Source organism: Streptomyces sp. NPDC001922 (genome assembly GCF_042891165.1).
Lineage (GTDB): Bacteria > Actinomycetota > Actinomycetes > Streptomycetales > Streptomycetaceae > Streptomyces.
Genome location: NZ_JBIASV010000002.1, coordinates 18,606 through 40,209 on the forward strand (window position 1 = coordinate 18,606; position 21,604 = coordinate 40,209).

Sequence of the window (21,604 nt, forward strand, 5' to 3'; positions counted from 1 at the left end):
AGCGTCAGCGACCCTTGGAGGCAGCGGGTATGGGGGCAGGGCACGATCACGGACACACCCACGGGCCGCCGCCCGGCGCCACCGGCACCGCGGCGACGGCGTACCGAGGGCGGCTGCGCATCGCGCTGGGCCTGACCCTGACCGTGCTCCTGGCCGAGATCGTCGGCGCGGTCGTCACCGGCTCGCTGGCCCTGCTCGCCGATGCCGGGCACATGGCCACGGACGCCGTCGGGATCTCGATGGCGCTGCTCGCCATCCACTTCGCCAACCGCCCGGCGAGCGAACGCCGCACCTTCGGCTACGCCCGGGCGGAGGTGCTGGCGGCGGTCGCGAACTGCCTGCTGCTGTTCGGCGTGGGCGGCTACATCCTGTACGAGGCGGTCCGGCGGCTGATCGCGCCCACCGAGGTCGAGGGCGGGCTCACCGTCGTCTTCGGTCTGGTGGGTCTGGTCGCGAACCTCATCTCGATGGCCGTCCTGCTGCACGGCCAGCGGGAGAGCCTCAACGTCCGGGGGGCCTTCCTGGAGGTGGTGGCGGACGCCCTGGGGTCGTTCGCGGTCATCGTCTCGGCGGCGGTCGTCATGGCGACCGGCTGGAGCCAGGCCGACCCCATCGCCTCGCTGCTCATCGGCCTGATGATCGTCCCCCGCACCTGGAAGCTGCTCCGCGAGGCGCTGGACGTGCTGCTGGAGGCGGCGCCGAAGGACGTGGACATGGCGGCGGTCCGGCGGCACATCCTGGGCCTCCCCGGGGTGGAGGGGCTGCACGACCTGCACGCCTGGACGATCACCTCCGGCCTGCCGGTGCTCTCCGCGCATGTCGTGGTCAGCCAGGAGGCGCTCGACGCCGTCGGCCACGAGAAGCTGCTGCACGAGCTCCGGAACTGTCTCGGGGAGCACTTCGACGTGGAGCACTGCACCTTCCAGCTGGAGCCCTCGGGGCACGCCGTGCACGAGGCGCGGCTCTGCCACTGAGCCGGGCCGCACCACCGAGCCGGCCGCGCCTTTGAGTCCGCCGCGCCCTGGAGCCCGCCGCGCCCTTGAGTCCGCCGCTCCGCCGCGCACGACGCCCGGCGGGGCGCGCGGCGGCCTCCCGGGCGACCGATCGCGCCGCGGATCGGGGAAACGCGAGGGCGGCGCTGGAGCCTTTCCCGGCCGGTGCGGCAGACTTGGAGGTTCGCAGCCCAACCGAAGGATGGCCATGCCGACCACACCAGCCTCCGCGGCCGACGTCTCGCCGAACGGCGCCGCAGAACCGATCATGCTCGAACTGGTCGACGAGAGCGGCACGACGATCGGCACCGCGGAGAAGCTCTCCGCCCATCTGCCGCCCGGCCGGCTGCACCGCGCCTTCTCGGTCTTCCTCTTCGACTCCTCCGGCCGGCTGCTGCTCCAGCAGCGGGCCGAGGGGAAGTACCACTCCCCCGGCGTCTGGTCCAACACCTGCTGCGGCCACCCGTACCCCGGGGAAGCGCCGTTCGCCGCCGCCGCCCGTCGCACGGCGGAGGAGCTGGGCGTCTCCCCGTCGCTGCTGTGCGAGGCCGGCACCGTCCGCTACAACCACCCGGACCCGGCGTCGGGGCTGGTGGAGCAGGAGTTCAACCACCTCTTCGTGGGGCTGGTCCAGGCACCGCCGCAGCCCGACCCCGAGGAGGTCGGCGGGACGGCCTTCGTGAGCGCGGAGGAGCTCGCGAGGCTGCACGCCGAGCGGCCGTTCTCCGCCTGGTTCATGACCGTGCTCGACGCCGCCCGTCCGGCGATCAGGGAGCTGACGGGGGAATCGGCCGGCTGGTGAAGCCGCAGCTGGTCGGTCCGGAGCGCGGCCGGTGAAGACGGGCGGCCGGTGAAGACGGAGTGCGGCCGGTGGGCCCGTCGGTCACGACAGCGCGGGGCCGGGGCCCGCCAGCGGCAGCGCGGCCCACACCACCTTGCCGCCGCCCGCCGTGCGTTCCGCGTCGCAGACGCCGCCCGCCTCTGCGGTGAGCACATGGACGAGCAGCAGCCCCCGCCCTCCGGTTCCGCCCTGGTCGGCCTGGAGGGCCGTGGGCCGGTAGGGGTGGTTGTCCTCCACCGCCACCCGCACCCAGCCGGCGCCGACCGCGACCTCCACGCCCACCTCGGGCGAGAGCACCGCCGCGTGCCGGACGGAGTTGGTGACCAGCTCGGAGACGATCAGCAGCAGGCCCTCGACGATGTCGTGCAGGGCCGGAACGCGCTGGTCCTGCAGCAGATCGCGGACGGCGTGCCGGGCCTGCGGCACCGAGGAGTCCAGGGCGGGAACGGTGAAGCGCCAGATCCCCTCGTAGGGCGGCCGGCTCGGCGGTCCGTCCGCCACGGGGGTCGCGGTGGGCTGTCCCGGGTCGTGCGGAACGCTCCCGCGGAACTCCATGTCCGGCACCCACTCTCGACCCAGGCGACGATTCCGCAGCGCCGCCCACCGCTCCGGCGGGTGCGAGCCCGCCGGGACAGCGGCCGGTTCCGCCTCACGGGTCAAGTGTTGGTAATCCATTGGTCCGTACCGAAGTGCTGACAGGAAGTCGGCGGGTATCGACGGATACTGCGCGGCTGTGCGTGATGCTGCCGGATCGCTGACTGTTCCTGCCCGTCCGGTTCCGTTCCATCGCCCCTCTGCCATCCGCCCCCTTGCCATCCGCCCCTCTGACATCGGCTCGTCGGCCGACGTGCGAAGAGGGGCCGGGCGGAGGCCGGGCCCACCGGGCGCGGCGGCGTACCCCCGGTGCCTGATCGTCCGCCGAGACGGTCCGGATAGCATCCGGCGCATGGAGCCCGGACTGCACCTGGACGTCGCCGACGGTGTCGCGACCCTCGTCATAGACCACCCCGCCAAGCGGAATGCCATGACCACGGCCATGTGGCAGGAGCTGCCCCGGCTGCTGGCGCGGCTCGCGGACGACGGGGACGTCCGCGCCCTGGTGCTGACCGGCGCCGGGGAGACCTTCTGCGCGGGCGCGGACATCGGCTCGCTGCGGCGGTCGGCGGGCGAGTCCCAGGGCCTCGCGGTGGCCGCCGAGGAGGCACTCGCCGCCTTTCCGAAGCCGACTCTGGCGGCGATCCGGGGCTACTGCGTGGGCGGCGGCTGCCAGCTCGCCGCCGCGTGCGATCTGCGGTTCGCGGCCGAGGGCTCGTCCTTCGGCGTCACCCCGGCCAAGCTCGGCATCGTCTACCCGGCCTCCGCCACGCGCCGGCTGACCGCCCTGGTCGGCCCCGCCACCGCCAAGTACCTGCTCTTCTCAGCGGAGTTGATCGACGGCGAGCGGGCGCTGCGGACCGGGCTGGTGGACGAACTGCTGCCGGATGACGCCCTGGACCGGCGGGTCGCGGAGTTCACCCGGGTCCTCACCTCCCGGTCGCTGCTCACCCAGGCCGCGGCGAAGGAGTTCGCGAACGGGCCCGCGGACGCCGGGCGGGTGTCCCACTGGGCGGAGCAGGCGCACGGCAGCGGCGACGCCGCGGAGGGCGTCGCCGCCTTCCTGGAGCGGCGTGCACCGCGCTTCACCTGGGCGGGCTGAGGCCGTCCGGGCGGCGCCCTCCCGGCAGGCCGGGCCGAGGCTCACCCGCCCGGGACCCGGCCGGTCGAACTCCGCCGTGCCCAGGCGCACCCGCCCGGCTCCCGGTCGCTGAAGCAGGCCGTTGGCCGGCTCCGCCCGGTCACTCCCCCTGGAGCTCGGTCACTCCCCCTGGAGGACGAAGCGGCTGCGGGCGTGCAGGGCCTCGACGACCTCCGGCGGCGCGGTGTCCGGCGAGCCGGCGGCGTAGGGCGGCTGCGGGTCGTACTCGTGCCCCAGCTGGATCGCCTGGGCCACGGTGTCCCCGGCGATCCGCCCGGCCAGCGCCAGCGCCATGTCGATCCCGGCGGAGACACCGGCCGCGGTGGCGTACTTGCCGTCGAAGACGTACCGCTCCCGCACCGGTTCGGCGCCCAGCGCGGGCAGTTGGTCCAGCGCGAGCCAGTGCGAGGTGGCGCGGCGGCCCGTGAGCAGGCCCGCGGCGGCCAGGATCAGCGAGCCGGTGCACACCGACGCCGTCCAGGTGCTGGCCCGGTCGGCCGACCGCAGCCAGTCGCGCACCGGCCCGTCCTGCATGTGCGCGGTCTGCCCCGGACCGCCCGGCACCACGACGACGTCCGGCGCGGGCAACTCGCCCAGCAGGGCGTCGGCGACGAGACCGAGGCTGCCCGATTCGTTGCGTACGGGGCCGGTGCGCTCGCCGACGAAGACGGTCTCGGCTCCGGGGAGGCGGCTCAGCACCTCGTACGGGCCGACGGCGTCGAGAGCGGTGAGCCGGTCGAAGAGCAGGATGGCGATCTGCATGGTCACTGTCCCTGTTCGGTAGGGGTCTTGGGGCCGGTAGGGGTCTTGGGGCCGGTAGGGGCCTTGGGGCCGGTAGGGGTCTCGGGGCCGGCCGGGGTCTCGGGGCCGGCGACAGGAGTCATGGGGCCGGCCGGAGTCATCGGCCGGAAGCGGCGCCGGTATTCGGCCGGTGCCGTGCCGAGGGTGCGGACGAAGGCGCGGCGCATCGCCTCCGGGGTGCCGTAGCCGCAGGCGCGGGAGATCCCTTCGACGCCGTCCACCGAGTCCTCCAGCAGCCGCCGGGCGGTCTCCAGCCGCACCCGGTCCACGTACCGGCCGGGCGTGCAGCCGACTTCGGCCTGGAAGGCGCGGGCGAAGTGCCGGGGCGAGAGCCCGGCCCGCCCGGCCAGCCGCTCCACCGACAGGTCGGCGCCCGGGTTCTCGGCGATCCACTGCTGGACGTCCCGGAGGGGGCGGCGCTGGGCGGTCTGTGCGGCGAGCTGGCTGCTGAACTGGTTCTGGTTGCCGGGGCGGCGCAGGAAGACGACCAGGTGGCGGGCGACGGTCAGCGCCGCGTCGCGCCCCAGGTCCTCCTCGACCAGGGCGAGCGCGAGGTCGATGCCCGAGGTGACGCCCGCCGAGGTGGCCACGCGGCCGTCGCGCACGTAGATCGGCTCCGGCTCGACGTCCACCGCGGGGAAGCGCCCGGCCAGTTGGTCGCACATCGTCCAGTGCGTCGTGGCGCGGTGCCCGTCCAGCAGACCGGCCTCGGCGAGCAGAAAGGCGCCGGTGCAGACGGAGACCACCCGGCGGGCGTGCGGCGCCGTCTCCCGCAGCCAGGCGATCAGCCCGGGGCCGGGGCTGCGGGTGCCGTCGCCGCCGGGCACCACCAGGGTGTGCGGCGCCCCGGCCCCGGTGAGCGCGGTGTCCGGGGTGATCAGCAGGCCGCTGGAGGTCCGGACCGGGGCGCCGTCGAGGGAGGCGGTGCGGACCCGGTAGAAGTCCGGGTTCCGGGCGGCCTTCGAGGCGCCGGTGAACACCTCCAGCGGGCCCGTGACATCGAGGCTCTGCACGCCTTCGAAGAGGACGAGGAGCACGGTGTGAGGAGCCATGACTCCATCCTGCGACCGCCCTCGCGCGTCGGCAACGACGAATTTCCCACCTTTCCTGCCATGGGGCCGCCTCTTCCGGCACCGGCTACCTGTGGGTAGCGTGCGGGCATGACCACACCTCTGCCCCCGCGCGCCGGCCGCCACTGTCACAACGCCCTCAACCCGCTGCACTCGGCCGTCTACTTCTCCCCCGAGCACAAGGGGGAGATGGCCGCCATCGGGCTGGACGACCCGTCGGCGGTCTACTTCGCGTCGCGGGCCGCGGCGCTGGGGCCGGTGGGCGCGTCGGTGGTGACGGCGACCTTCTACAACTTCCGGTACGAGACCGTCGCCCGCCACGTGCCGCAGGTGTGGGAGACCGCGTCGCCGGAGCAGATCCTCGCGGCGCGGCAGCGCGCCGTCGACACGATGCTGCGCCGGCTGCTGGGCGAGGACACCGTCGCCTCGCCCGAGATGGCGGAGGCCGCGGAGCTGGCGCTGCGCGCCACCCAGGGCTGCGTCCGTCCCGCCCGGCCGCTCTACGCGGCCCACGCCGATCTGCCGGTGCCCGAGGCGCCGCACCTGGCGCTCTGGCACGCGGCGACCCTGCTGCGCGAGCACCGCGGCGACGGGCATGTGGCGCTGCTGGCTGCGGCCGGGCTGGACGCGCTGGAGGCGATCGTCAGCCACGCCGCGAGCGGCCACAGCATGTCGCCCTCCTGGCTGCTGTTCACCCGCGGCTGGACGAAGGAGGAGTGGGCCGCCGCCGAGGAGCGGCTGCGCGAGCGCGGACTGCTCGACGCGCAGGGCGGGTTGACCGAGGAGGGCACCGGCCTGCGCAAGCAACTGGAGCGGGACACCGACCGGCTGGACCTGGCACCGTACGAGCACCTCGGCGCGGCCGGCGTCGCCCGGCTCACCGAACTCGCGGGCGGCCTGACCAGCGCAGCGCTCGCCGCCGGTGCCTTCCCGCAGGACCTCTTCGGCAAGGGCTGACGCACCGCGGGCACGCGCCGGGCGGCGGTAACCGGAAGCGGAACCGGAGGGGTGGCGGATGTTTGGGGGCGCCGTGCAGGGCAACGCGCCGGGACACGACACCGACCGTGACGCACTCCTGGAGGAACCGTGTTCCGTGCCATCGCAGATGTACTCCGTGCCATCGGCAGCACCCTCGCCGCCGTGGTGACCCTGCCCTTCCGCGCCGTCGCCCGGCTCTTCGGCGGAGTGTCCGACTCCGCCCGGTCCCGCCGCGTCTGACGGGAGGCTCCGCCGGCCGGCGGTGAACAGGGCCGGCGAGACGAGGGCCGGCGCCGTCCGGCCGGAACGTCCGATCCCGTCCGGCGCGGCGGGCTCCCCGGGGCACACCCCGGAGTCCCGCCGCGTCCCGGAGGCCGCTCACCGGCGCCACCTGCCACAATGCAGAGACCAGCGCAACGACAAGGCGGAACGGGATCGTGACGACGTCGATCGAGAGCAGGATCGCCGAGGAGCTCGGCGTACGGGAGCGGCAGGTGAAGGCAGCCGTCGAGCTGCTCGACGGCGGGTCGACCGTCCCCTTCATCGCGCGCTACCGCAAGGAAGCGACCGAGATGCTGGACGACGCGCAGTTGCGCTCGCTGGAGGAGCGGCTGCGCTATCTGCGGGAGCTGGAGGAGCGCCGCACGGCGATCATCGAGTCGGTCCGCAGCCAGGGCAAGCTCGACGAGGCGCTGGAGGCGCAGATCCGGGCCGCGGACTCCAAGGCCCGGCTGGAGGACATCTACCTCCCCTACAAGCCCAAGCGCCGCACCAAGGCACAGATCGCCCGGGAGGCGGGGCTCGAACCGCTGGCCGACGGCCTGCTGACGGATCCGTCCGTCGAACCGCAGGCGGCGGCAGCGGCGTTCGTGGACGCCGACAAGGGCGTGGCGGACGCCTCCGCGGCCCTGGAGGGCGCCCGCGCGATCCTCACCGAGCGGTTCGGTGAGGACGCCGACCTCATCGGCGAGCTGCGGGAACGCATGTGGACGAAGGGCCGGGTGGCCGCCACGGTCCGGGAGGGCAAGGAGGAGGCGGGCGCCAAGTTCGCCGACTACTTCGACTTCGCCGAGCCGTTCACCCAGCTCCCCTCGCACCGGGTGCTGGCGATGTTCCGCGGTGAGAAGGAGGAGGTCCTCGACCTCGTCCTGGAACCGGAGGAGCCCACCGAGCGCACCGGCCCCACCTCGTACGAGCAGGCCATCGCGCACCGCTTCGGCATCGTGGACCGGGGGCGGCCGGCGGACGGCTGGCTCGCGGACACCGTCCGCTGGGCCTGGCGCACCCGCGTCCTGGTGCACCTCGGCATCGACCTGCGGCTGCGGCTGCGGCAGGCCGCCGAGGACGAGGCCGTCCGGGTCTTCGCGGCGAACCTGCGGGATCTGCTGCTGGCGGCGCCCGCGGGCACCCGCGCGACGATGGGCCTGGACCCGGGCTTCCGCACCGGGGTGAAGGTGGCCGTGGTCGACGCGACCGGCAAGGTCGCCGCCACCGACACCATCCACCCGCACGTGCCGCAGCAGAAGTGGGACGAGGCCCTCGCCAGGCTGGCGCGGCTCGCCCGGGAGCACTCGGTGGAGCTGATCGCCATCGGCAACGGCACCGCCTCCCGCGAGACCGACAAGCTGGCGGCCGATCTCATCGCGCGGCAGCCGGAGTTGAAGCTCACCAAGGTGATGGTCTCGGAGGCCGGGGCGTCGGTGTACTCGGCGTCCGCGTTCGCCTCGCAGGAGCTGCCGGAGCTCGATGTGTCGCTGCGCGGCGCGGTGTCGATCGCCCGCCGGCTCCAGGACCCGCTGGCCGAACTGGTGAAGATCGACCCCAAGTCGATCGGCGTCGGTCAGTACCAGCACGACCTGTCCGAGGTGAAGCTCTCCCGCTCGCTCGACGCGGTGGTGGAGGACTGTGTGAACGGCGTCGGCGTCGACGTCAACACCGCGTCCGCGCCGCTGCTCGGCCGGGTCTCGGGCATCGGCGCGGGCCTGGCGGAGAACATCGTGGCGCACCGCGACGCCAACGGCCCGTTCCGCACCCGGAAGGCGCTCAAGGACGTGTCGCGGCTGGGCCCCAAGGCGTACGAGCAGTGCGCCGGCTTCCTCCGCATCCCCGGCGGGGACGACCCGCTGGACGCCTCCAGCGTGCACCCCGAGGCGTACCCGGTGGTGCGGCGGATGGTGTCCTCCGCGGGTGCGGACGTCGCCACGCTGATCGGCAACACGGCGGTGCTGCGCGGGCTGCGGCCCCAGGAGTTCGTGGACGACTCCTTCGGTCTGCCGACCGTCACCGACATCCTGAAGGAGCTGGAGAAGCCGGGGCGCGACCCGCGGCCCGCCTTCAAGACCGCGTCCTTCAAGGAGGGCGTGGAGAAGATCGGCGACCTCGCCGCCGGGATGATCCTGGAGGGCGTGGTCACCAATGTGGCGGCGTTCGGCGCGTTCGTGGACGTCGGCGTCCATCAGGACGGGCTGGTGCACGTCTCGGCGATGTCCACGTCGTTCGTGAACGACCCGCGGGACGTGGTCAAGCCCGGCGACATCGTGCGGGTGAAGGTCATGGACGTGGACATCCCGCGCAAGCGCATCTCGCTGACCCTGCGGCTGGACGACGAGGCCGCGTCCGGCGAGGGCGGTGGCGGCCGCTCGGGCGGTGCCCGGGGCGGCGAGCGCGGCCGCGGTGGTCAGGGCCAGGGCCGGGGCGGCGAACGCGGCCGGGGCGGTCAGGGCCGGGGCGGCGAGCGCGGCCAGGGCGGTCAGGGCCGGCGTGCTCCGCAGCAGCCTCAGGGGCGCGGCGGGAACGGCGGCCGCGACGCGGCCCCCGCCAACGGCGCCATGGCAGACGCGCTGCGCCGGGCGGGGCTGCTCGACCCGAAGAAGCGCTGAGCGGGTGAACGACGGGGACCGGCGGTGCTGTTCGACCGCCGGTCCCCGTCCAGCAGCCCTGCTGTACGCGGGAACCTCCAGCTCGGCGAGCCATGTTATTCGCCAGTGCCAGCGTGCACGCAACTGCGCTCCGCACCAATGGACCCGGTGCGGAGCGGAGTCGTTCCAGACGCCTATGTGGTCAGTTCATCGATCCGCCAACCAACGATCCCGGATGATCCAGCAAGGCCGTCGACGTCAATCTTGAGCTGTGCCGGGGCATTCGTAATACGTTGACGGACGGGGACATTGTCGCACGGCACGGTCTGCCGCACCGAGCGTTTCACCGTCACGGCGAGACGGACCTGCCCTGCTCCCGAGCAGACAACTGACAGCGTGTAGGATTCGCCGTTCGAGAGGGCCGAGTAGGTGTGGATTCCGTCGCTTGCACGCTCCAATCCCGACTCTACGAACCGGTCGCCGGTATCGTCCGCCTCCCCAATTCCTAGCGCTTCTTCTGCCCTTCTTTCCAGAACCTTCGTCCGGTCACTCGTCGGAGATGGTGAAGCACTCGGCTTAGGATCCTTTGACGGCTTGCCCCTATCCGCAGAGCCGCTACTGCATCCCACGATGAAAGCAACGGAAAGGATTGGGACGAGGAGGGTGGCGCAACGGCGTGTGAGCCGTAGATCGTGGATCATGTCCGGGTTTCCCAGTAACGCCATCCGACCTCCTTGGTAGGAAGCTTCGCGGTGCCGGACCCCAGCTTCTTCTTGCCACAGCGGTTGGCACTCGTTTCGTACTTGGTCCATTTGGTCTTGTAGCCCCATGAACCGTACTGCATGTGCCCGTAGCGCCCTCTCTTGATGTCGCGGGCGTACTTGTGCCCTACTGTGACGCCGACTTCGGCAACCACCTTGACACCAAACTCCGTCTTGACCTTCGCGAGGATGACGCCGGCATCGGCGGAGACGCTCCCGCTCAACTCGACCACGATCTTGCCTGATTTCAGGACCTCGACGGTCATCGTCCCACCCGGGCCGTCCTTGTATGAGGTGCCATGCCACCAGGACGGGACGTGATAGTTTTTCTTACCAGAGACCGTGTACCACTTCTTATACGGATTGTCGCAACGCTTTGTGTCGACATCACCATCATCGGTCACTTCTGGCAGAGCGTTGAGCTTTTCATCGACGGCTATCTCTTGGTCCGACATCACAGGACCCTCGACTGCGTCACTACTCGCTTCCTGGCTGGCTACTTGTTCCGGCAAGACTTCCTCAGGAGCCGAACCAGCCGGTTCCTCAACCGCGTAGGAAGTAGGAGCCATCATTGCACTGAGGGCCAGAACTGTGACCGGAATGAGTAAGCGTCGCATCGGTGCTCTACGCATGTGGATTCCCCTGCCGGCGCGCTGCGGACCGTACGGCGCCGAATTTGACGAAGCACACGTCCTCACCGGCCTCCGACCCCGCTCCGCAGTGGCAGACGGCCAGACCGTCGAGGCCGGAGCCGGCGCCTTCGAGGAGGACGGTGTCACCGAGTCCCTGCGCCTCTGTGGCCATGATCTCGCGCTCCAGGCTCAGGCCCTCGTACACGGCCCCCGTCAGTGCGCGACTGAGGCTCAGTGCCTCCGGCCGCTCAGCGGCCGGCAGCTCGCCGTAGAGCACTCGGCCGGGGACTTCGGCACTGACGGCGACCTGCTTCTTCATGATGGCTGTGAGGAATCGGGGCCAGAAGCCGTACCGGCGGTAGAGCTCGAGGTGCTTGGGACTGTGCGAGAAGGTGAACAGGCCGAGGTGGCGGTTCTCCCAGGTGTCGAAGCAGGCCAAGACCGGTTCCATGAGGCGCCTGCCGATGCCCTGGTCCCACAGATCCGGACGTACGGTCAGCGGGCCGAAGAACCCGACGCTGCCCCAGTTGGCGGCGAAGTTCGATCCGACGACCTCGCCCTCGACGGTCGCTGCGAAGGCCGCGCAATGGATCTGCCGCCCAGCGGGTGCGGACATAGTCGGCGGTCCCGAAGAACGTCTCCGGCTCAGGGGCCCCGAGGAAGGTCCCGAAGGCGACCCTGAAGATCTCGTCGGCCCGGTCCAGGTCCGGCTCGACCAGCGGGCGGACCGACACCGAGGCGGCGACACCCGGTCGCTTCGCTGCGGGCATGATCGCTCTCCTTTCCGCCCCCGGTTCCATCGCACCACGGACGGGCGCCACGGGCGAAACGACAGGTCCGGCGGTACCTCAGGGATCGAGCGGCCGCCTTGCCCCGCCGTGGTTGTCACCGCCGTCGACAGCGGTGGCCCGGCGCCGGTCCGCGGCGACGGCGTATCAGACCTCGGTGACCTTGCCGTCCACGACGTCCAGCCGGCGCGTGGTGTGCACCGCGTCGAGCATCCTGCGGTCGTGCGTCACCAGCAGCAGCGTGCCCTCGTACCCCGCGAGCGCGGACTCCAGCTGCTCGATGGCGGGCAGGTCCAGGTGGTTCGTGGGCTCGTCCAGCACCAGCAGATTCACCCCGCGCCCCTGGAGCAGCGCGAGGCCGGCGCGGGTGCGCTCACCCGGCGAGAGCGTCGACGCCGGGCGGAGCACATGGGCGGCCTTGAGCCCGAACTTGGCCAGCAGGGTGCGGACGTCGGCGGGCTCCATGTCCGGCACCGCCGCGCCGAACGCCTCCAGCAGCGGGGTGTCCCCCAGGAACAGCGCCCGCGCCTGGTCCACTTCGCCCACCACGACGCCGGGGCCCAGGGCGGCCCGGCCCGCGTCGAGCGGCAGCCGGCCGAGCAGGGCGGCGAGGAGGGTGGACTTGCCGGAGCCGTTGGCTCCCGTGATCGCGACCCGGTCCGCCCAGTCGATCTGCAGGTCGACCGGCCCGAGGGCGAACGGACCGCGGTGCGCCACCGCCCCGTCCAGGGTGGCCACCACCGCGCCCGCCCGGGGCGCGGCGGCGATCTCCATCCGCAGCTCCCACTCCTTGCGCGGCTCCTCGACGACATCGAGCCGTTCGATCATGCGCTGGGTCTGGCGGGCCTTCGCGGCCTGCTTCTCGCTCGCCTCGGAGCGGAACTTCCGGCCGATCTTGTCGTTGTCCCCGGCCTTGCGCCGGGCGTTCTTGACGCCCTTGTCCATCCAGCCGCGCTGCATCCGGGCGCGGGCCTCCAGCGAGGCGCGGGTGCCGGCGTACTCGTCGTACTCCTGGCGGGCGTGCTGCCGGGCGATCTCGCGTTCCTCCAGGTAGGCCGCGTAGCCGCCGCCGTAGAGGTTCACCTGCTGCTGGGCCAGGTCGAGTTCGAGCACGCCGGTCACGGTGCGGGTGAGGAACTCGCGGTCGTGGCTGACGACGACGGTGCCCGCCCGGAGGCCGGTGACGAAGGCCTCCAGCCGTTCCAGGCCGTCGAGGTCCAGGTCGTTGGTGGGCTCGTCCAGCAGGAAGACGTCGTACCGGCTGAGCAGCAGCGACGCGAGACCCGCGCGGGCGGCCTGGCCGCCGGAGAGGGAGGTCATCGGCTGGTCCGGGCCAATGGTGAGGTTCAGCTGCGCCATGACCTCCTCGGTGCGCTCCTCCAGGTCGGCCCCGCCGAGGCCGAGCCAGCGGTCCAGGCCTTCGGCGTACGCGTCGTCGGCGCCGGGCGCGCCGTCCATCAGGGCCTGGGTCGCGGTGTCGAGGGCGCGCTGCGCGGCGGCGACCCCGGTGCGGCGGGCGAGGAAGTCCCGCACGGTCTCGCCGGGCCGGCGCTCGGGCTCCTGGGGCAGATGGCCGACGGCGGCGGTCGGCGGGCTGAGCCGCAGACTGCCGTGCTCGGGGGTGTCGAGCCCGGCGAGCAGCCGCAGCAGGGTCGACTTGCCGGCGCCGTTGACCCCGACGAGGCCGATCACATCACCGGGGGCGACGACCAGATCGAGGCCGGCGAACAGGGAGCGCTCCCCATGGCCGGCGGCGAGGTCCTTGGCGACAAGCGTGGCAGTCATCAGGCGTCGATCCTACGGTGCGGTCCTGCGGTGCGGTCACGGTGTGGTGGGGCGGGGCACGGGCCCGGCGTCCCAGCCGGGCGGTACGGCGGTACGGGCCTGCCGGGGCCCCTCGACCAGGCTCTCCACCGGTGCGGTGAGGACGCCGCCGGCGGCGTGGGCGACCACGAAGGACCGGGCCCGCAGCACCCCGCGGTCCGGGGTGATCACCTGGCGGCCCGGTTCCAGGATCCCGTCGAGGACGTCGTGGTCCCGGTTCCGGCTCAGCGGGCCGAGCCGGTGGACGACCAGCCGGACCCGGCAGGCCGAGGCCACGTCGAGCGTGATCTCCCGCTCGTCGGCGGACAGGCCCGTCAGGCTCCGCGGGGCCGCGGGGTCCGGGTCGAGGGCCCGCGTCAGCTGCGCGACGAGCACGGGGAGGACCGGGGCGAGCGGTTCGAGGAGGACGGCGCCCGAACCGGCGGCCTCGAAGGCCCGGCGGACGGCGGCGCGCTCGGCCGCGTCCACGGTGTCGCCGAAGAGCACGGCACCGTAGCGGAGCAGTTCGGCGGGGTGCGCCCGGACCGCCTCGCGGGAGATCTCGGCGCCGATGCCGATGCCGCGCAGCGCGGCGGCGAGCCGGGCGAGGAGGGCGGCACGGTGACCGATGAGGAGCACTCGAGGGCCGGGGTCGGGTTCGTTCCGGGCGAGTAATCGTTCGAGTTCATACCGGTATTGATCGCTGTTGAAGCGGAACGGCCCGATGTCCGGGTACCCGTGCCGCACGAAGTCGGGGACCTCATTGCACTGCCAGGCGAAGTCCCGCCAGACGACGTCCGGCCCCTGCCGCTCGACGACGGCGGTCACCGCGCCGCAGTCGAGGGCGGTGCACTCGGCGCAGCCGTAGAGGACGTACCGCCCGCCGGCCAGCGGCGGCACGGACTCCAGCAGCAACCGCCGGACCTGCGCGGTGAACCGGGCGGGCGCCATACCCCGGACGAGCGGGGTGACGGTGTCACCGGCGGTGAGCCGGAGCAGCAGGGGCCGGCCGTCGACCGTGAAGTCCAGGAATTCCCGGTGGCGTCGGCGGCCACCGCCCGGCAGCAGACCACCGGCGCGCATCGCCGGTTTCAGACCGAAGGTCGCATAGGACATGTCACGAGTATCGCTATGTCGTCCGGCTTTGGAGCACAGCAGCCCATATATACACACAGTTCGGTGAAGGAATGTTGTATTCCACTTGCTGGGGCAGCGGGTGTGAGCTTGGTGCGGCTTCAAGGATTTGCGGGGATGCTCGGGGGCGCGTCCCGGAGCCGAAGCCGGCCGGCAGGAACCGCCTCTGCCTCGACCTCCACCCGTCCCCCCGTCCCCCGACACCCGGCACCCGGCACCCGGCACCCGCAAGAAGGAGGTCGCCCGCCTGGAGTCCCTGGGCGCCGCCCTCGTCCGCGCGGTCACGGAACAGGGCGGCTCCTGGACGGTCATGACGGACCCACGGGCAACGAATTCTGCGTCCGCCGGCCCCGGTTGCCCCGTCTGTCGCGCGCGCGAGGTTAGCAGGCTGCGCCGGAGCCGACGCGAAAGATCCGACCAGTTCACCCGATCGGGTGATGGCGGCCGTTTCGCCGGACAGGGCGGGGCGACGGCACGGATGATCTTGGCTGAGGTGCGTTCCGCCCCGGGCGTCGTGTTCCGGCCGTCCGGGCGTCTTCCACTGATCCTGGAGGATCCATGCGACACCCTGTTTCCCGCCCGCGCACGCGAGCCCTGGCTGTCGGGCTCGCGCTCGCCGCGTCCACGCTCTTACCCTCCGGCTCCGCCGGTGCGGCCGACCAGTACGAGTGGGCCGCGCTCGGCGACTCGTACACCGCCGGCGTCTTCGTCGGCGACCCGCAGCCCCCGCTGGGGGATCCGTCGCAGGACGGCTGCGCCCGGACCAGCGACTCCTACCCCAGCGTGGTCGAACGGGAACTCGCCGAGTTCCCGCCGGGCAAGCACGTCCGCCTGACCAACGTCGGCTGCAGCAGCGCCGTCATCGCGAACATCGCCAAGGTCAAGCAGACGCCGATCAGCCCGGTCCAGACCCCTGCCGGCGGCTGGCCCGCGGTGGACACGCAGATCAAGCGGGCCGGGCTCGACGACGAGACCGACGTCGTCACCATCGCCATCGGCGGCAACAGCCTGCCCTTCGGCGACATCTTCTCCAAGTGCCTCGACCAGGGCACGATCGGCAAGTCCTGCCGCGAGCACTTCACCGACCCGCCCGAGGGGGAGGAGAGCGTCCGGGAGAGGCTCGCCCGGGTCCAAAACGAGTACACCGAGATGCTGGCCGAGGTGCACCGGGCCGCGCCCAACGCCAAGGTGATCACCGTCGGCTACCCGGCCATCATGCCGGCCAAGGCCAGTGACTGCGACCGCAGGTCCATCACCGAACTCGGCGCGACCACCCACGCCGACATCGGATGGCTTCGTGACGACGTCCTCAAGCCGCTGAACAAAACGATCAAGCAGGTCACGTCGCACTTCGGCGACCGCTACGTCGACGTCCACTCCTCCAGCCAGGGCCACGACGTCTGTCAGCCCGAGGGCACCAAGTGGATCGAAGGAATCTGCGGCGACGCCGCGGACTACTGGCCCGCCACGTTCCCCGGCACGTCGGTGGACTGCGGTCCCATCGAGAAGCGCGCCACAATGATCCACCCCAACGCGGCGGGACACGCCAACACCGCGGTCCAGGTGGAGCGAGCGATCCGCATCGCCCTCCGCCAACACTGACCCACCGGCCCGAACCCTGACGCCGGAGCCCGGCCCCGGCCGACGGCTCCGGCGTCGGGGCGTCCACGCGGTCACGCCGAGTTCGAAGCGGCCATGGGTACGCGGTCAGATCGAGCAGGCCGCCAGGTCGGCCGCACCCATCAAGGCTTAGTCAGAAATACCAGGCAGCCTGACATCAGCCTGCCGGCGCTTGCGATTTCCGAGCAGGTTCGGGTTGCGGTGCTCGAGCGGGGAGAGCCGGGTGATGTCCTCCTCGCGGATCTCGTGGCCCTCGGCCTGGAGCTGGGCGACGGCGGTCGATGGAACGGGTCGCACGAGGCGGACCGCAGCCGGCCCCGGCACCCGCCCGGCGATCTTTCCGCGAACCCCAGCGGAGCCCCAGCCGGTGTGCTGGTCGACCATGATCGATCTCAGCGCCAACCGCTGTACCGATGTTCCCCGGGGCCGGACTACGCGGCGAGCAACTCCTCGAGCAGCGCCTGGACGCGGCGCTCGATCGCGTCGCGGATCGGGCGGATGGCCTGGAGGCCTTGTCCTGCCGGGTCCTGGAGTTGCCAGTCGAGGTATTTCTTGCCGGGGAAGACGGGGCAGGCGTCGCCGCAGCCCATGGTGATCACGACGTCGGCCGTCTGCACTGCCTCGGTGGTCAGCACCTTGGGGGTCTCGGTGGAGATGTCGATGCCGGCTTCGGCCATCGCCTCCACGACGGCCGGATTGACCGCGTCGGCGGGGGCGGATCCGGCGGAGCGGACCTCGACACGGCCCTGGCCGAGGTGGGTGAGGAAGGCGGCGGCCATCTGCGAGCGTCCGGCGTTGTGGACGCAGACGAACAGCACCGACGGCTTGGGGGTGTCAGTCATGGGAGGCACCTTCCGGGACGGCGGCCTGCTGGGCGGCCGGGGAGGGGGTGTCGGGGAAGAAGTGGCGGGCGGCGAGAGCGACATGGACCAGGCCGATCAACACCGGCACCTCGATGAGGGGGCCGACGACTCCGGCCAGGGCCTGTCCGGAGGAGGCGCCGAAGGTCGCGATGGCGACCGCGATGGCGAGCTCGAAGTTGTTGCCCGCGGCGGTGAACGCCAGCGTCGTGGCCCTCGGATAGTCCAGGCCGGCCGCCTTGCCGACCGCCATGGACCCGGCCCACATCACGGCGAAGTAGACCAGCAGGGGCAGCGCGATCCGGGCGACGTCCCACGGCCGGGAGGTGATCGCGTCGCCCTGGAGGGCGAAGAGCACGACGATGGTGAACAGCAGGCCGTAGAGGGCGAACGGGCCGATCTTCGGGATCAGCTCAGACTCGTACCAGGTGCGCCCCTTGATCCTCTCGCCCAGCTGTCGGGTGAGGAACCCGGCGGCCAGGGGGATGCCGAGGAAGATCAGCACGCTGCGGGCAACGTCCCACACCGACACATGCAGCGCGGCCTGGTCCAGGCCGAGCCGGCCGGGCAGGACGGAGAGGTAGAACCAGCCCAGGGCGGAGAAGGCGATCACCTGGAACACGGAGTTCAGCGCGACGAGGACCGCGGCTGCTTCGCGGTCGCCGCAGGCCAGGTCGTTCCAGATGATGACCATGGCGATGCAGCGGGCAAGGCCCACGATGATCAGCCCGGTCCGGTATTCCGGCAGGTCGGGCAGGAAGACCCAGGCGAGGGTGAACATCACCGCCGGGCCGATCACCCAGTTGATCACCAGGGAGGGGATCAGCAGCCGCTTGTCACGGGTGACGGTCTCCAGCCGGTCGTAGCGGACCTTCGCCAGGACCGGATACATCATCACCAGCAGACCCAGCGCGATCGGCAGTGAGACACCGGTGACGGTGACCTTCGCCAGCGCATCCCCGAGCCCCGGCACCAAGCGCCCCAGCCCCAGACCGGCGGCCATCGCGACCAGAATCCACACGGCCAGGAACCGGTCCACCAGCGACAGCCGCCCTGCCACCGACCCCTCCGCGGCGGTTCGCGGCCGGCTCACGAAGCGGTTCCGGCAGGCTCGTCCAAGGACGGAGAGGTCGCGGCCCCCGGGCGGGCGAGGACCGCGGCGAGCATGTCGGTCCTCGCCGGCAGCAGCCGGTAGTACACCCATGTCCCCCGCCGCTCCGACGCGATCAGCCCTGCCTGCTTCAGCAGCTTGAGGTGATGCGAGATCGTCGACTGGGACAGGCCGAAGGCCGGTGTGAGCTCGCAGACGCAGATCTCCCCGCCCTCCCGCGTAGCGATCATCGACAGCAGTCGCAGCCGCACAGGATCACCCAGGGCCTTGAACACCTTGGCCAGCTCGTCGGCCCGGCCCTCATCCATCGGTGCGGCCAGCAGCGCCGGGCAGCACCCGCTCTCGTCCTGGCCGAGCACCGCCAGCTCTTGATTCGGCATGGTTCTATGTTGACGTTTTTCGATTCAAGGCGCAAGCTTGAATCGAAGAACATCAATGCAGTGAGATCAGGGAGGATGTCATGTCACGCGTTCAGCTCGCCCTCAACGTCGCCGACGTCGAAGCGTCGGTGGAGTTCTACTCCAAGCTCTTCGGTGTCGAGCCGGCCAAGCGCCGCCCCGGGTACGCCAACTTCGCCATCACCGAACCTCCGCTGAAGCTCGTGCTGATCGAGGGAGAGGCAGGCCAGGAGACCCGCCTGGACCACCTCGGCGTCGAGGTCACCTCGACCGACGAGGTGACCGCAGCCACCGGCCGACTCCAGGAGGCGGGCCTCGCGACCTTCGAGGAGAACGACACCTCCTGCTGCTACGCCCTCCAGGACAAGGTCTGGGTCCACGGCCCCGGCCAGGAGCCGTGGGAGGTCTACGTCGTCAAGGCCGACGCCGACCAACTGGGCAAGGCCCCGGCACTGGGCGGCGACGCCTGCTGCGGCGGCGAGACCCAGGCGACCGAGCCCGCCGGGGCCGGCGCAGGCTGCACCTGCGGCGGCTGACCTCCGGGCCCGAAGCGATGGCGACTCCGCGCGCCGCCCCTCTCTCCCGCCGGACACGGCGCGCGGACTGGCATCGCACGACCAGGTCCGGCGGCCGTCCGGCTATCGCGGAAGGGCCAACGTGTGGGCCAACCACGCCGGTCCGGTGCTCAGCGCGCCTCCAGCGAGCGCGAGGGACTGCGCCCCAGCAGACGCGCTGCCGCCCCACGGCGCACAGGGCAGTGACCGCACTGCGGGCGCATGCACGGTCGCGCAGCATCCAACTCGCCGCCTTCGCGAACTGGATCGGGCTGCGGTGGAGGCGGACAGCGTGCACCTCACAGAGAGGTGCGGCTGCCCCGGCACCCCGCGACCTCCGTCAGCTTCGAACGCACCTCGATCCCCGCCGCCGCAGAGGCCGTTCGCTGTACGGTTTCTGGTGTCGAGTCAGAATGGAGTTCTCTATGCCCGACCCTATGCGCACTCCTCCAGACAGCACCTTCGGCAGCCGCGTTCGTAGGGCACGCGAGCGCAAGGGCCAGACTCGTTCCGTCCTTGCCGGACTGGTCGGCCGCTCGGCAGAGTGGGTCAAGGCGATCGAGACCGGTCGCCTGCAGGCCCCCCGACTTCCACTGCTGCTCCGCATGGCCGACGCCTTGGGCATCGAGGATCTGGCCGAACTCACCGGCAATGAGCGCTTGACCGCTGCCACTTACACCAAGACCGCCCACAGCTCATTGGACAGCGTCAAGCAGGCCCTGACCAGCTATCGGTTCTGCCGAGGCGACGAGGAGCCGTGCACGCCCGCTGAACTCGATACACGCCTGCGGCATGCATGGCACATGTGGCACAGCCCCGGGCCGCACCGCACCCGTATCGCCCAGGTGCTGCCCGATCTCCTGCGCGACACGCAGCACGCCGCACGAACCCTGGAGGGCCGACAGCGGCGGCAGGCCCTGGTGGCACTCGCACAGACCTACCACCTCGCACAGCTCTTCCTCGCCTACCAGCCCACCCCTGAGCTGGTCTATCTGACCGGGGACCGATCCATGAACGCGGCGCAGGACGCAGACAGCCCGCACGCCATTGCCGCCGCCGCCTGGTACATGAACCACGTCTTCCGCTCGGGAGGCGAACGGAACGAGGCCCGCATCGAGCTCACCATGCGCGCCGCGGAACTACTCCAGCCCAGCCGCGACACCGAAGATCAGGCCCTGTGGGGGCTGATGCATCTGGCTGCCGCGTTGTCCTATGCGAAATCCGGCAGCAAGGGAGATGCCGAACGACACTGGGACCGTGCGGACGAAGCCGCACGTCGACTTGGCGAGGGGTACGTCCACCCTTGGCTGTTGTTCGGCCGAGGCGTCGTGGACGCCTACGCCATCACCATGAAGGTCGACTTGATGCGAGGCCGCGAGGCGGTTGAGACAGTGGGGCGCGTCGACCTCTCAGCCATCCCTTCAGCCACCCGTCGCAGTGGGCACCTGATCGAGTCGGCTCGGGCGCACAGCATGCAGGGCGAGAGCGTCGCCGTGGTCCATCTGCTGAAGAAGGCGGTCACGGCGTCTCCCGAAACCGCCCGGTTCAATCTGTTCGCGCGCTCGGCCGTGACCGAACTCCGGGAAACCGCCGGCCCGATGATCCGAGACGACGTCACCCTCCTTTCCCAGGAATTGGGCATACCCGCTTAGCACTCCAGCTAGATAGTGATCTTGCTGGTCGGGGCCTCGCCGCGCTCCGCGTTGCCAGGAGCAGGCCCGCCGCGGCGGCCCCGAGGCGGCCTTCCGCCTCATCGGGCGCCGCTGGACGACGCGGCGCGACAAGTCACTAAAGAGGTGATCCGGGAAGCTCTCGAACTGGCCGTGCCCTCCGACCGGTTGCCCCGGGCAGGGGTCAAGGCGGTCGGCGGCTGGTGGAACCGGCAATTCGGCCCGAAACTCAACCTGGTCGGCGCGGACCGCGCACCGGTGGCTCGCGAGGCCCGACTCGTCGGCTCGGTCAAGCGGCTGGGCACCCCCTTCGATGCCCACGGCCTGTCCGCATTCTTACGCCGCGCCGCCTCCGCGTACCAAGCTTCGATCCCACCCGCACCGGCCTCGCCGCCGCCACCCTCTCCGGCGCCGCCACAGACCTGGACACCGCCCCGCTCGACTGCTGTGGACCCCGGACGACATCCTCGCCGACTGGCGAGGATGACCTGCCCGCCGGACCAGCGACACAAAGTCGAGCTCGCAAATTTATTCCGTGTGACTCAATGGCCGGTCACACAACAAACCGCAGGTGTAGCGGCCGGAAGCAAGGATGCCGCTTTTCACAAGGGGAGGCGAGTCCGCCGCTCCGCTTTCCCGTAACGGCGGAATTGATCAGCACCCCAGCCCCGTCCTCGACATTCCGCTTCATCGGCTGAAGCCATCACGAGGTCAAGAGCGTTCAGGTGTGCCACAGCACCGCAGGGCCCAGAATCAGCCAACCCCACGTCTGACAGAAATCCGAAACGACACGCACATTAGCCCTTTGACGGCACTTAGGGCTCCTTGATCAGATGTCATCGACCCAAGGTGGAGAGGGTCAAATAGTCGAGTCTTCAATGACCATGAAGGCTCTAAACCAAGGGGGGATTCATTTGCGTTTCAACCTACCTCGAACGATACAAGCGAGCCTGGCCTGTGCCGTCCTCACGACGGTCATGGCACTCCCCACAGCCGCT

21 protein-coding genes are annotated in these 21,604 nt (G+C 71.2%); 9 read left to right on the forward strand and 12 right to left on the reverse strand.

The features are described from left to right. Positions 1-29 precede the first annotated feature (29 nt). Both ACFYYR_RS03545 and idi read left to right on the forward strand, forming a co-directional pair. Positions 30-974, forward strand: coding sequence for a cation diffusion facilitator family transporter (locus ACFYYR_RS03545; protein ID WP_388846483.1), 945 nt, complete (start codon positions 30-32; stop codon positions 972-974). Positions 975-1,200: 226 nt separating this feature from the next. Continuing rightward, positions 1,201-1,794 carry an isopentenyl-diphosphate Delta-isomerase gene (gene idi / locus ACFYYR_RS03550; protein ID WP_388846485.1) on the forward strand — a complete coding sequence of 198 codons (594 nt, stop codon included), beginning with the start codon at positions 1,201-1,203 and terminating at the stop codon, positions 1,792-1,794. 81 nt (positions 1,795-1,875) lie between these two features. On the opposite strand, the gene ACFYYR_RS03555 is transcribed toward idi, so the two are convergent. After that, the gene (locus ACFYYR_RS03555) at positions 1,876-2,388 is read right to left on the reverse strand and encodes an ATP-binding protein (protein ID WP_388846487.1); all 513 of its coding nucleotides are present in this window, start codon (positions 2,386-2,388) and stop codon (positions 1,876-1,878) included. Between the two features lie 391 nt (positions 2,389-2,779). Between ACFYYR_RS03555 and ACFYYR_RS03560 the strand changes: the two genes are divergently transcribed. Beyond that, positions 2,780-3,529, forward strand: a complete 750-nt coding sequence (locus ACFYYR_RS03560; protein ID WP_388846489.1) for an enoyl-CoA hydratase/isomerase family protein — start codon at positions 2,780-2,782, stop codon at positions 3,527-3,529. A gap of 159 nt (positions 3,530-3,688) precedes the next feature. Here ACFYYR_RS03560 and ACFYYR_RS03565 read toward each other — a convergent pair whose 3' ends face one another. After that, positions 3,689-4,330: a DJ-1/PfpI family protein gene (locus tag ACFYYR_RS03565; protein ID WP_388846491.1), complete on the reverse strand. Its 642-nt coding sequence runs from the start codon at positions 4,328-4,330 to the stop codon at positions 3,689-3,691. Between the two features lie 2 nt (positions 4,331-4,332). After that, positions 4,333-5,421, reverse strand: a complete 1,089-nt coding sequence (locus ACFYYR_RS03570; protein WP_388846493.1) for a DJ-1/PfpI family protein — start codon at positions 5,419-5,421, stop codon at positions 4,333-4,335. 108 nt (positions 5,422-5,529) lie between these two features. Here ACFYYR_RS03570 and ACFYYR_RS03575 point away from each other — a divergent pair, with 108 nt between their 5' ends. From ACFYYR_RS03575 to ACFYYR_RS03585, 3 genes are all read left to right on the forward strand, one after another. Then, complete coding sequence (locus ACFYYR_RS03575) at positions 5,530-6,396, forward strand: hypothetical protein (RefSeq protein WP_388846495.1); 867 nt, start codon at positions 5,530-5,532, stop codon at positions 6,394-6,396. A gap of 129 nt (positions 6,397-6,525) precedes the next feature. Next, the gene (locus ACFYYR_RS03580) at positions 6,526-6,657 is read left to right on the forward strand and encodes an LPFR motif small protein (protein WP_351514305.1); all 132 of its coding nucleotides are present in this window, start codon (positions 6,526-6,528) and stop codon (positions 6,655-6,657) included. Positions 6,658-6,854: 197 nt separating this feature from the next. Beyond that, entirely contained in the window at positions 6,855-9,296 is a 2,442-nt protein-coding gene (locus tag ACFYYR_RS03585; RefSeq protein ID WP_388846497.1) for a Tex family protein, read from the forward strand. A gap of 173 nt (positions 9,297-9,469) precedes the next feature. Here the strand turns inward: ACFYYR_RS03585 and ACFYYR_RS03590 are convergent, their stop codons facing one another. From ACFYYR_RS03590 to ACFYYR_RS03610, 5 genes are all read right to left on the reverse strand, one after another. Continuing rightward, positions 9,470-10,000: a hypothetical protein gene (locus ACFYYR_RS03590; RefSeq protein ID WP_388846499.1), complete on the reverse strand. Its 531-nt coding sequence runs from the start codon at positions 9,998-10,000 to the stop codon at positions 9,470-9,472. Next, a complete protein-coding gene (locus ACFYYR_RS03595; protein WP_388846501.1) occupies positions 9,973-10,653 on the reverse strand; it encodes a hypothetical protein in 681 nt (226 codons plus the stop codon). Before ACFYYR_RS03595 ends, ACFYYR_RS03590 begins: the two co-directional genes overlap by 28 nt. 7 nt (positions 10,654-10,660) lie before the next feature. Further along, positions 10,661-11,284 carry a GNAT family N-acetyltransferase gene (locus ACFYYR_RS03600; RefSeq protein ID WP_388846503.1) on the reverse strand — a complete coding sequence of 208 codons (624 nt, stop codon included), beginning with the start codon at positions 11,282-11,284 and terminating at the stop codon, positions 10,661-10,663. A gap of 319 nt (positions 11,285-11,603) precedes the next feature. Continuing rightward, the gene (locus ACFYYR_RS03605; RefSeq protein ID WP_388846505.1) at positions 11,604-13,241 is read right to left on the reverse strand and encodes an ABC-F family ATP-binding cassette domain-containing protein; all 1,638 of its coding nucleotides are present in this window, start codon (positions 13,239-13,241) and stop codon (positions 11,604-11,606) included. Positions 13,242-13,277: 36 nt separating this feature from the next. Further along, positions 13,278-14,375, reverse strand: coding sequence for an oxidoreductase (locus ACFYYR_RS03610; protein WP_388846506.1), 1,098 nt, complete (start codon positions 14,373-14,375; stop codon positions 13,278-13,280). Positions 14,376-14,951: 576 nt separating this feature from the next. Here ACFYYR_RS03610 and ACFYYR_RS03615 point away from each other — a divergent pair. Further along, positions 14,952-15,995 carry an SGNH/GDSL hydrolase family protein gene (locus ACFYYR_RS03615; RefSeq protein WP_388846508.1) on the forward strand — a complete coding sequence of 348 codons (1,044 nt, stop codon included), beginning with the start codon at positions 14,952-14,954 and terminating at the stop codon, positions 15,993-15,995. Positions 15,996-16,142: 147 nt separating this feature from the next. On the opposite strand, the gene ACFYYR_RS03620 is transcribed toward ACFYYR_RS03615, so the two are convergent. Genes ACFYYR_RS03620 through ACFYYR_RS03635 form a run of 4 tightly spaced genes read right to left on the reverse strand, consistent with a single transcriptional unit; the run spans position 16,143 to position 18,364 of the window. After that, positions 16,143-16,397: a hypothetical protein gene (locus tag ACFYYR_RS03620; RefSeq protein ID WP_388847295.1), complete on the reverse strand. Its 255-nt coding sequence runs from the start codon at positions 16,395-16,397 to the stop codon at positions 16,143-16,145. Between the two features lie 47 nt (positions 16,398-16,444). Continuing rightward, on the reverse strand, positions 16,445-16,855 hold the full coding sequence (locus tag ACFYYR_RS03625; RefSeq protein WP_388846510.1) for an arsenate reductase ArsC: 411 nt from the start codon (positions 16,853-16,855) through the stop codon (positions 16,445-16,447). Further along, positions 16,848-17,933, reverse strand: a complete 1,086-nt coding sequence (arsB, locus tag ACFYYR_RS03630) for an ACR3 family arsenite efflux transporter (protein ID WP_388846512.1) — start codon at positions 17,931-17,933, stop codon at positions 16,848-16,850. Before arsB ends, ACFYYR_RS03625 begins: the two co-directional genes overlap by 8 nt. Before the next feature lie 29 nt (positions 17,934-17,962). After that, on the reverse strand, positions 17,963-18,364 hold the full coding sequence (locus ACFYYR_RS03635; protein ID WP_388846514.1) for an ArsR/SmtB family transcription factor: 402 nt from the start codon (positions 18,362-18,364) through the stop codon (positions 17,963-17,965). A gap of 80 nt (positions 18,365-18,444) precedes the next feature. Between ACFYYR_RS03635 and ACFYYR_RS03640 the strand changes: the two genes are divergently transcribed. Both ACFYYR_RS03640 and ACFYYR_RS03645 read left to right on the forward strand, forming a co-directional pair. Next, positions 18,445-18,918, forward strand: coding sequence for an ArsI/CadI family heavy metal resistance metalloenzyme (locus tag ACFYYR_RS03640; protein WP_388846516.1), 474 nt, complete (start codon positions 18,445-18,447; stop codon positions 18,916-18,918). Between the two features lie 443 nt (positions 18,919-19,361). Next, on the forward strand, positions 19,362-20,588 hold the full coding sequence (locus ACFYYR_RS03645) for a multiprotein-bridging factor 1 family protein (protein ID WP_388846518.1): 1,227 nt from the start codon (positions 19,362-19,364) through the stop codon (positions 20,586-20,588). Positions 20,589-21,604: the final 1,016 nt, after the last annotated feature.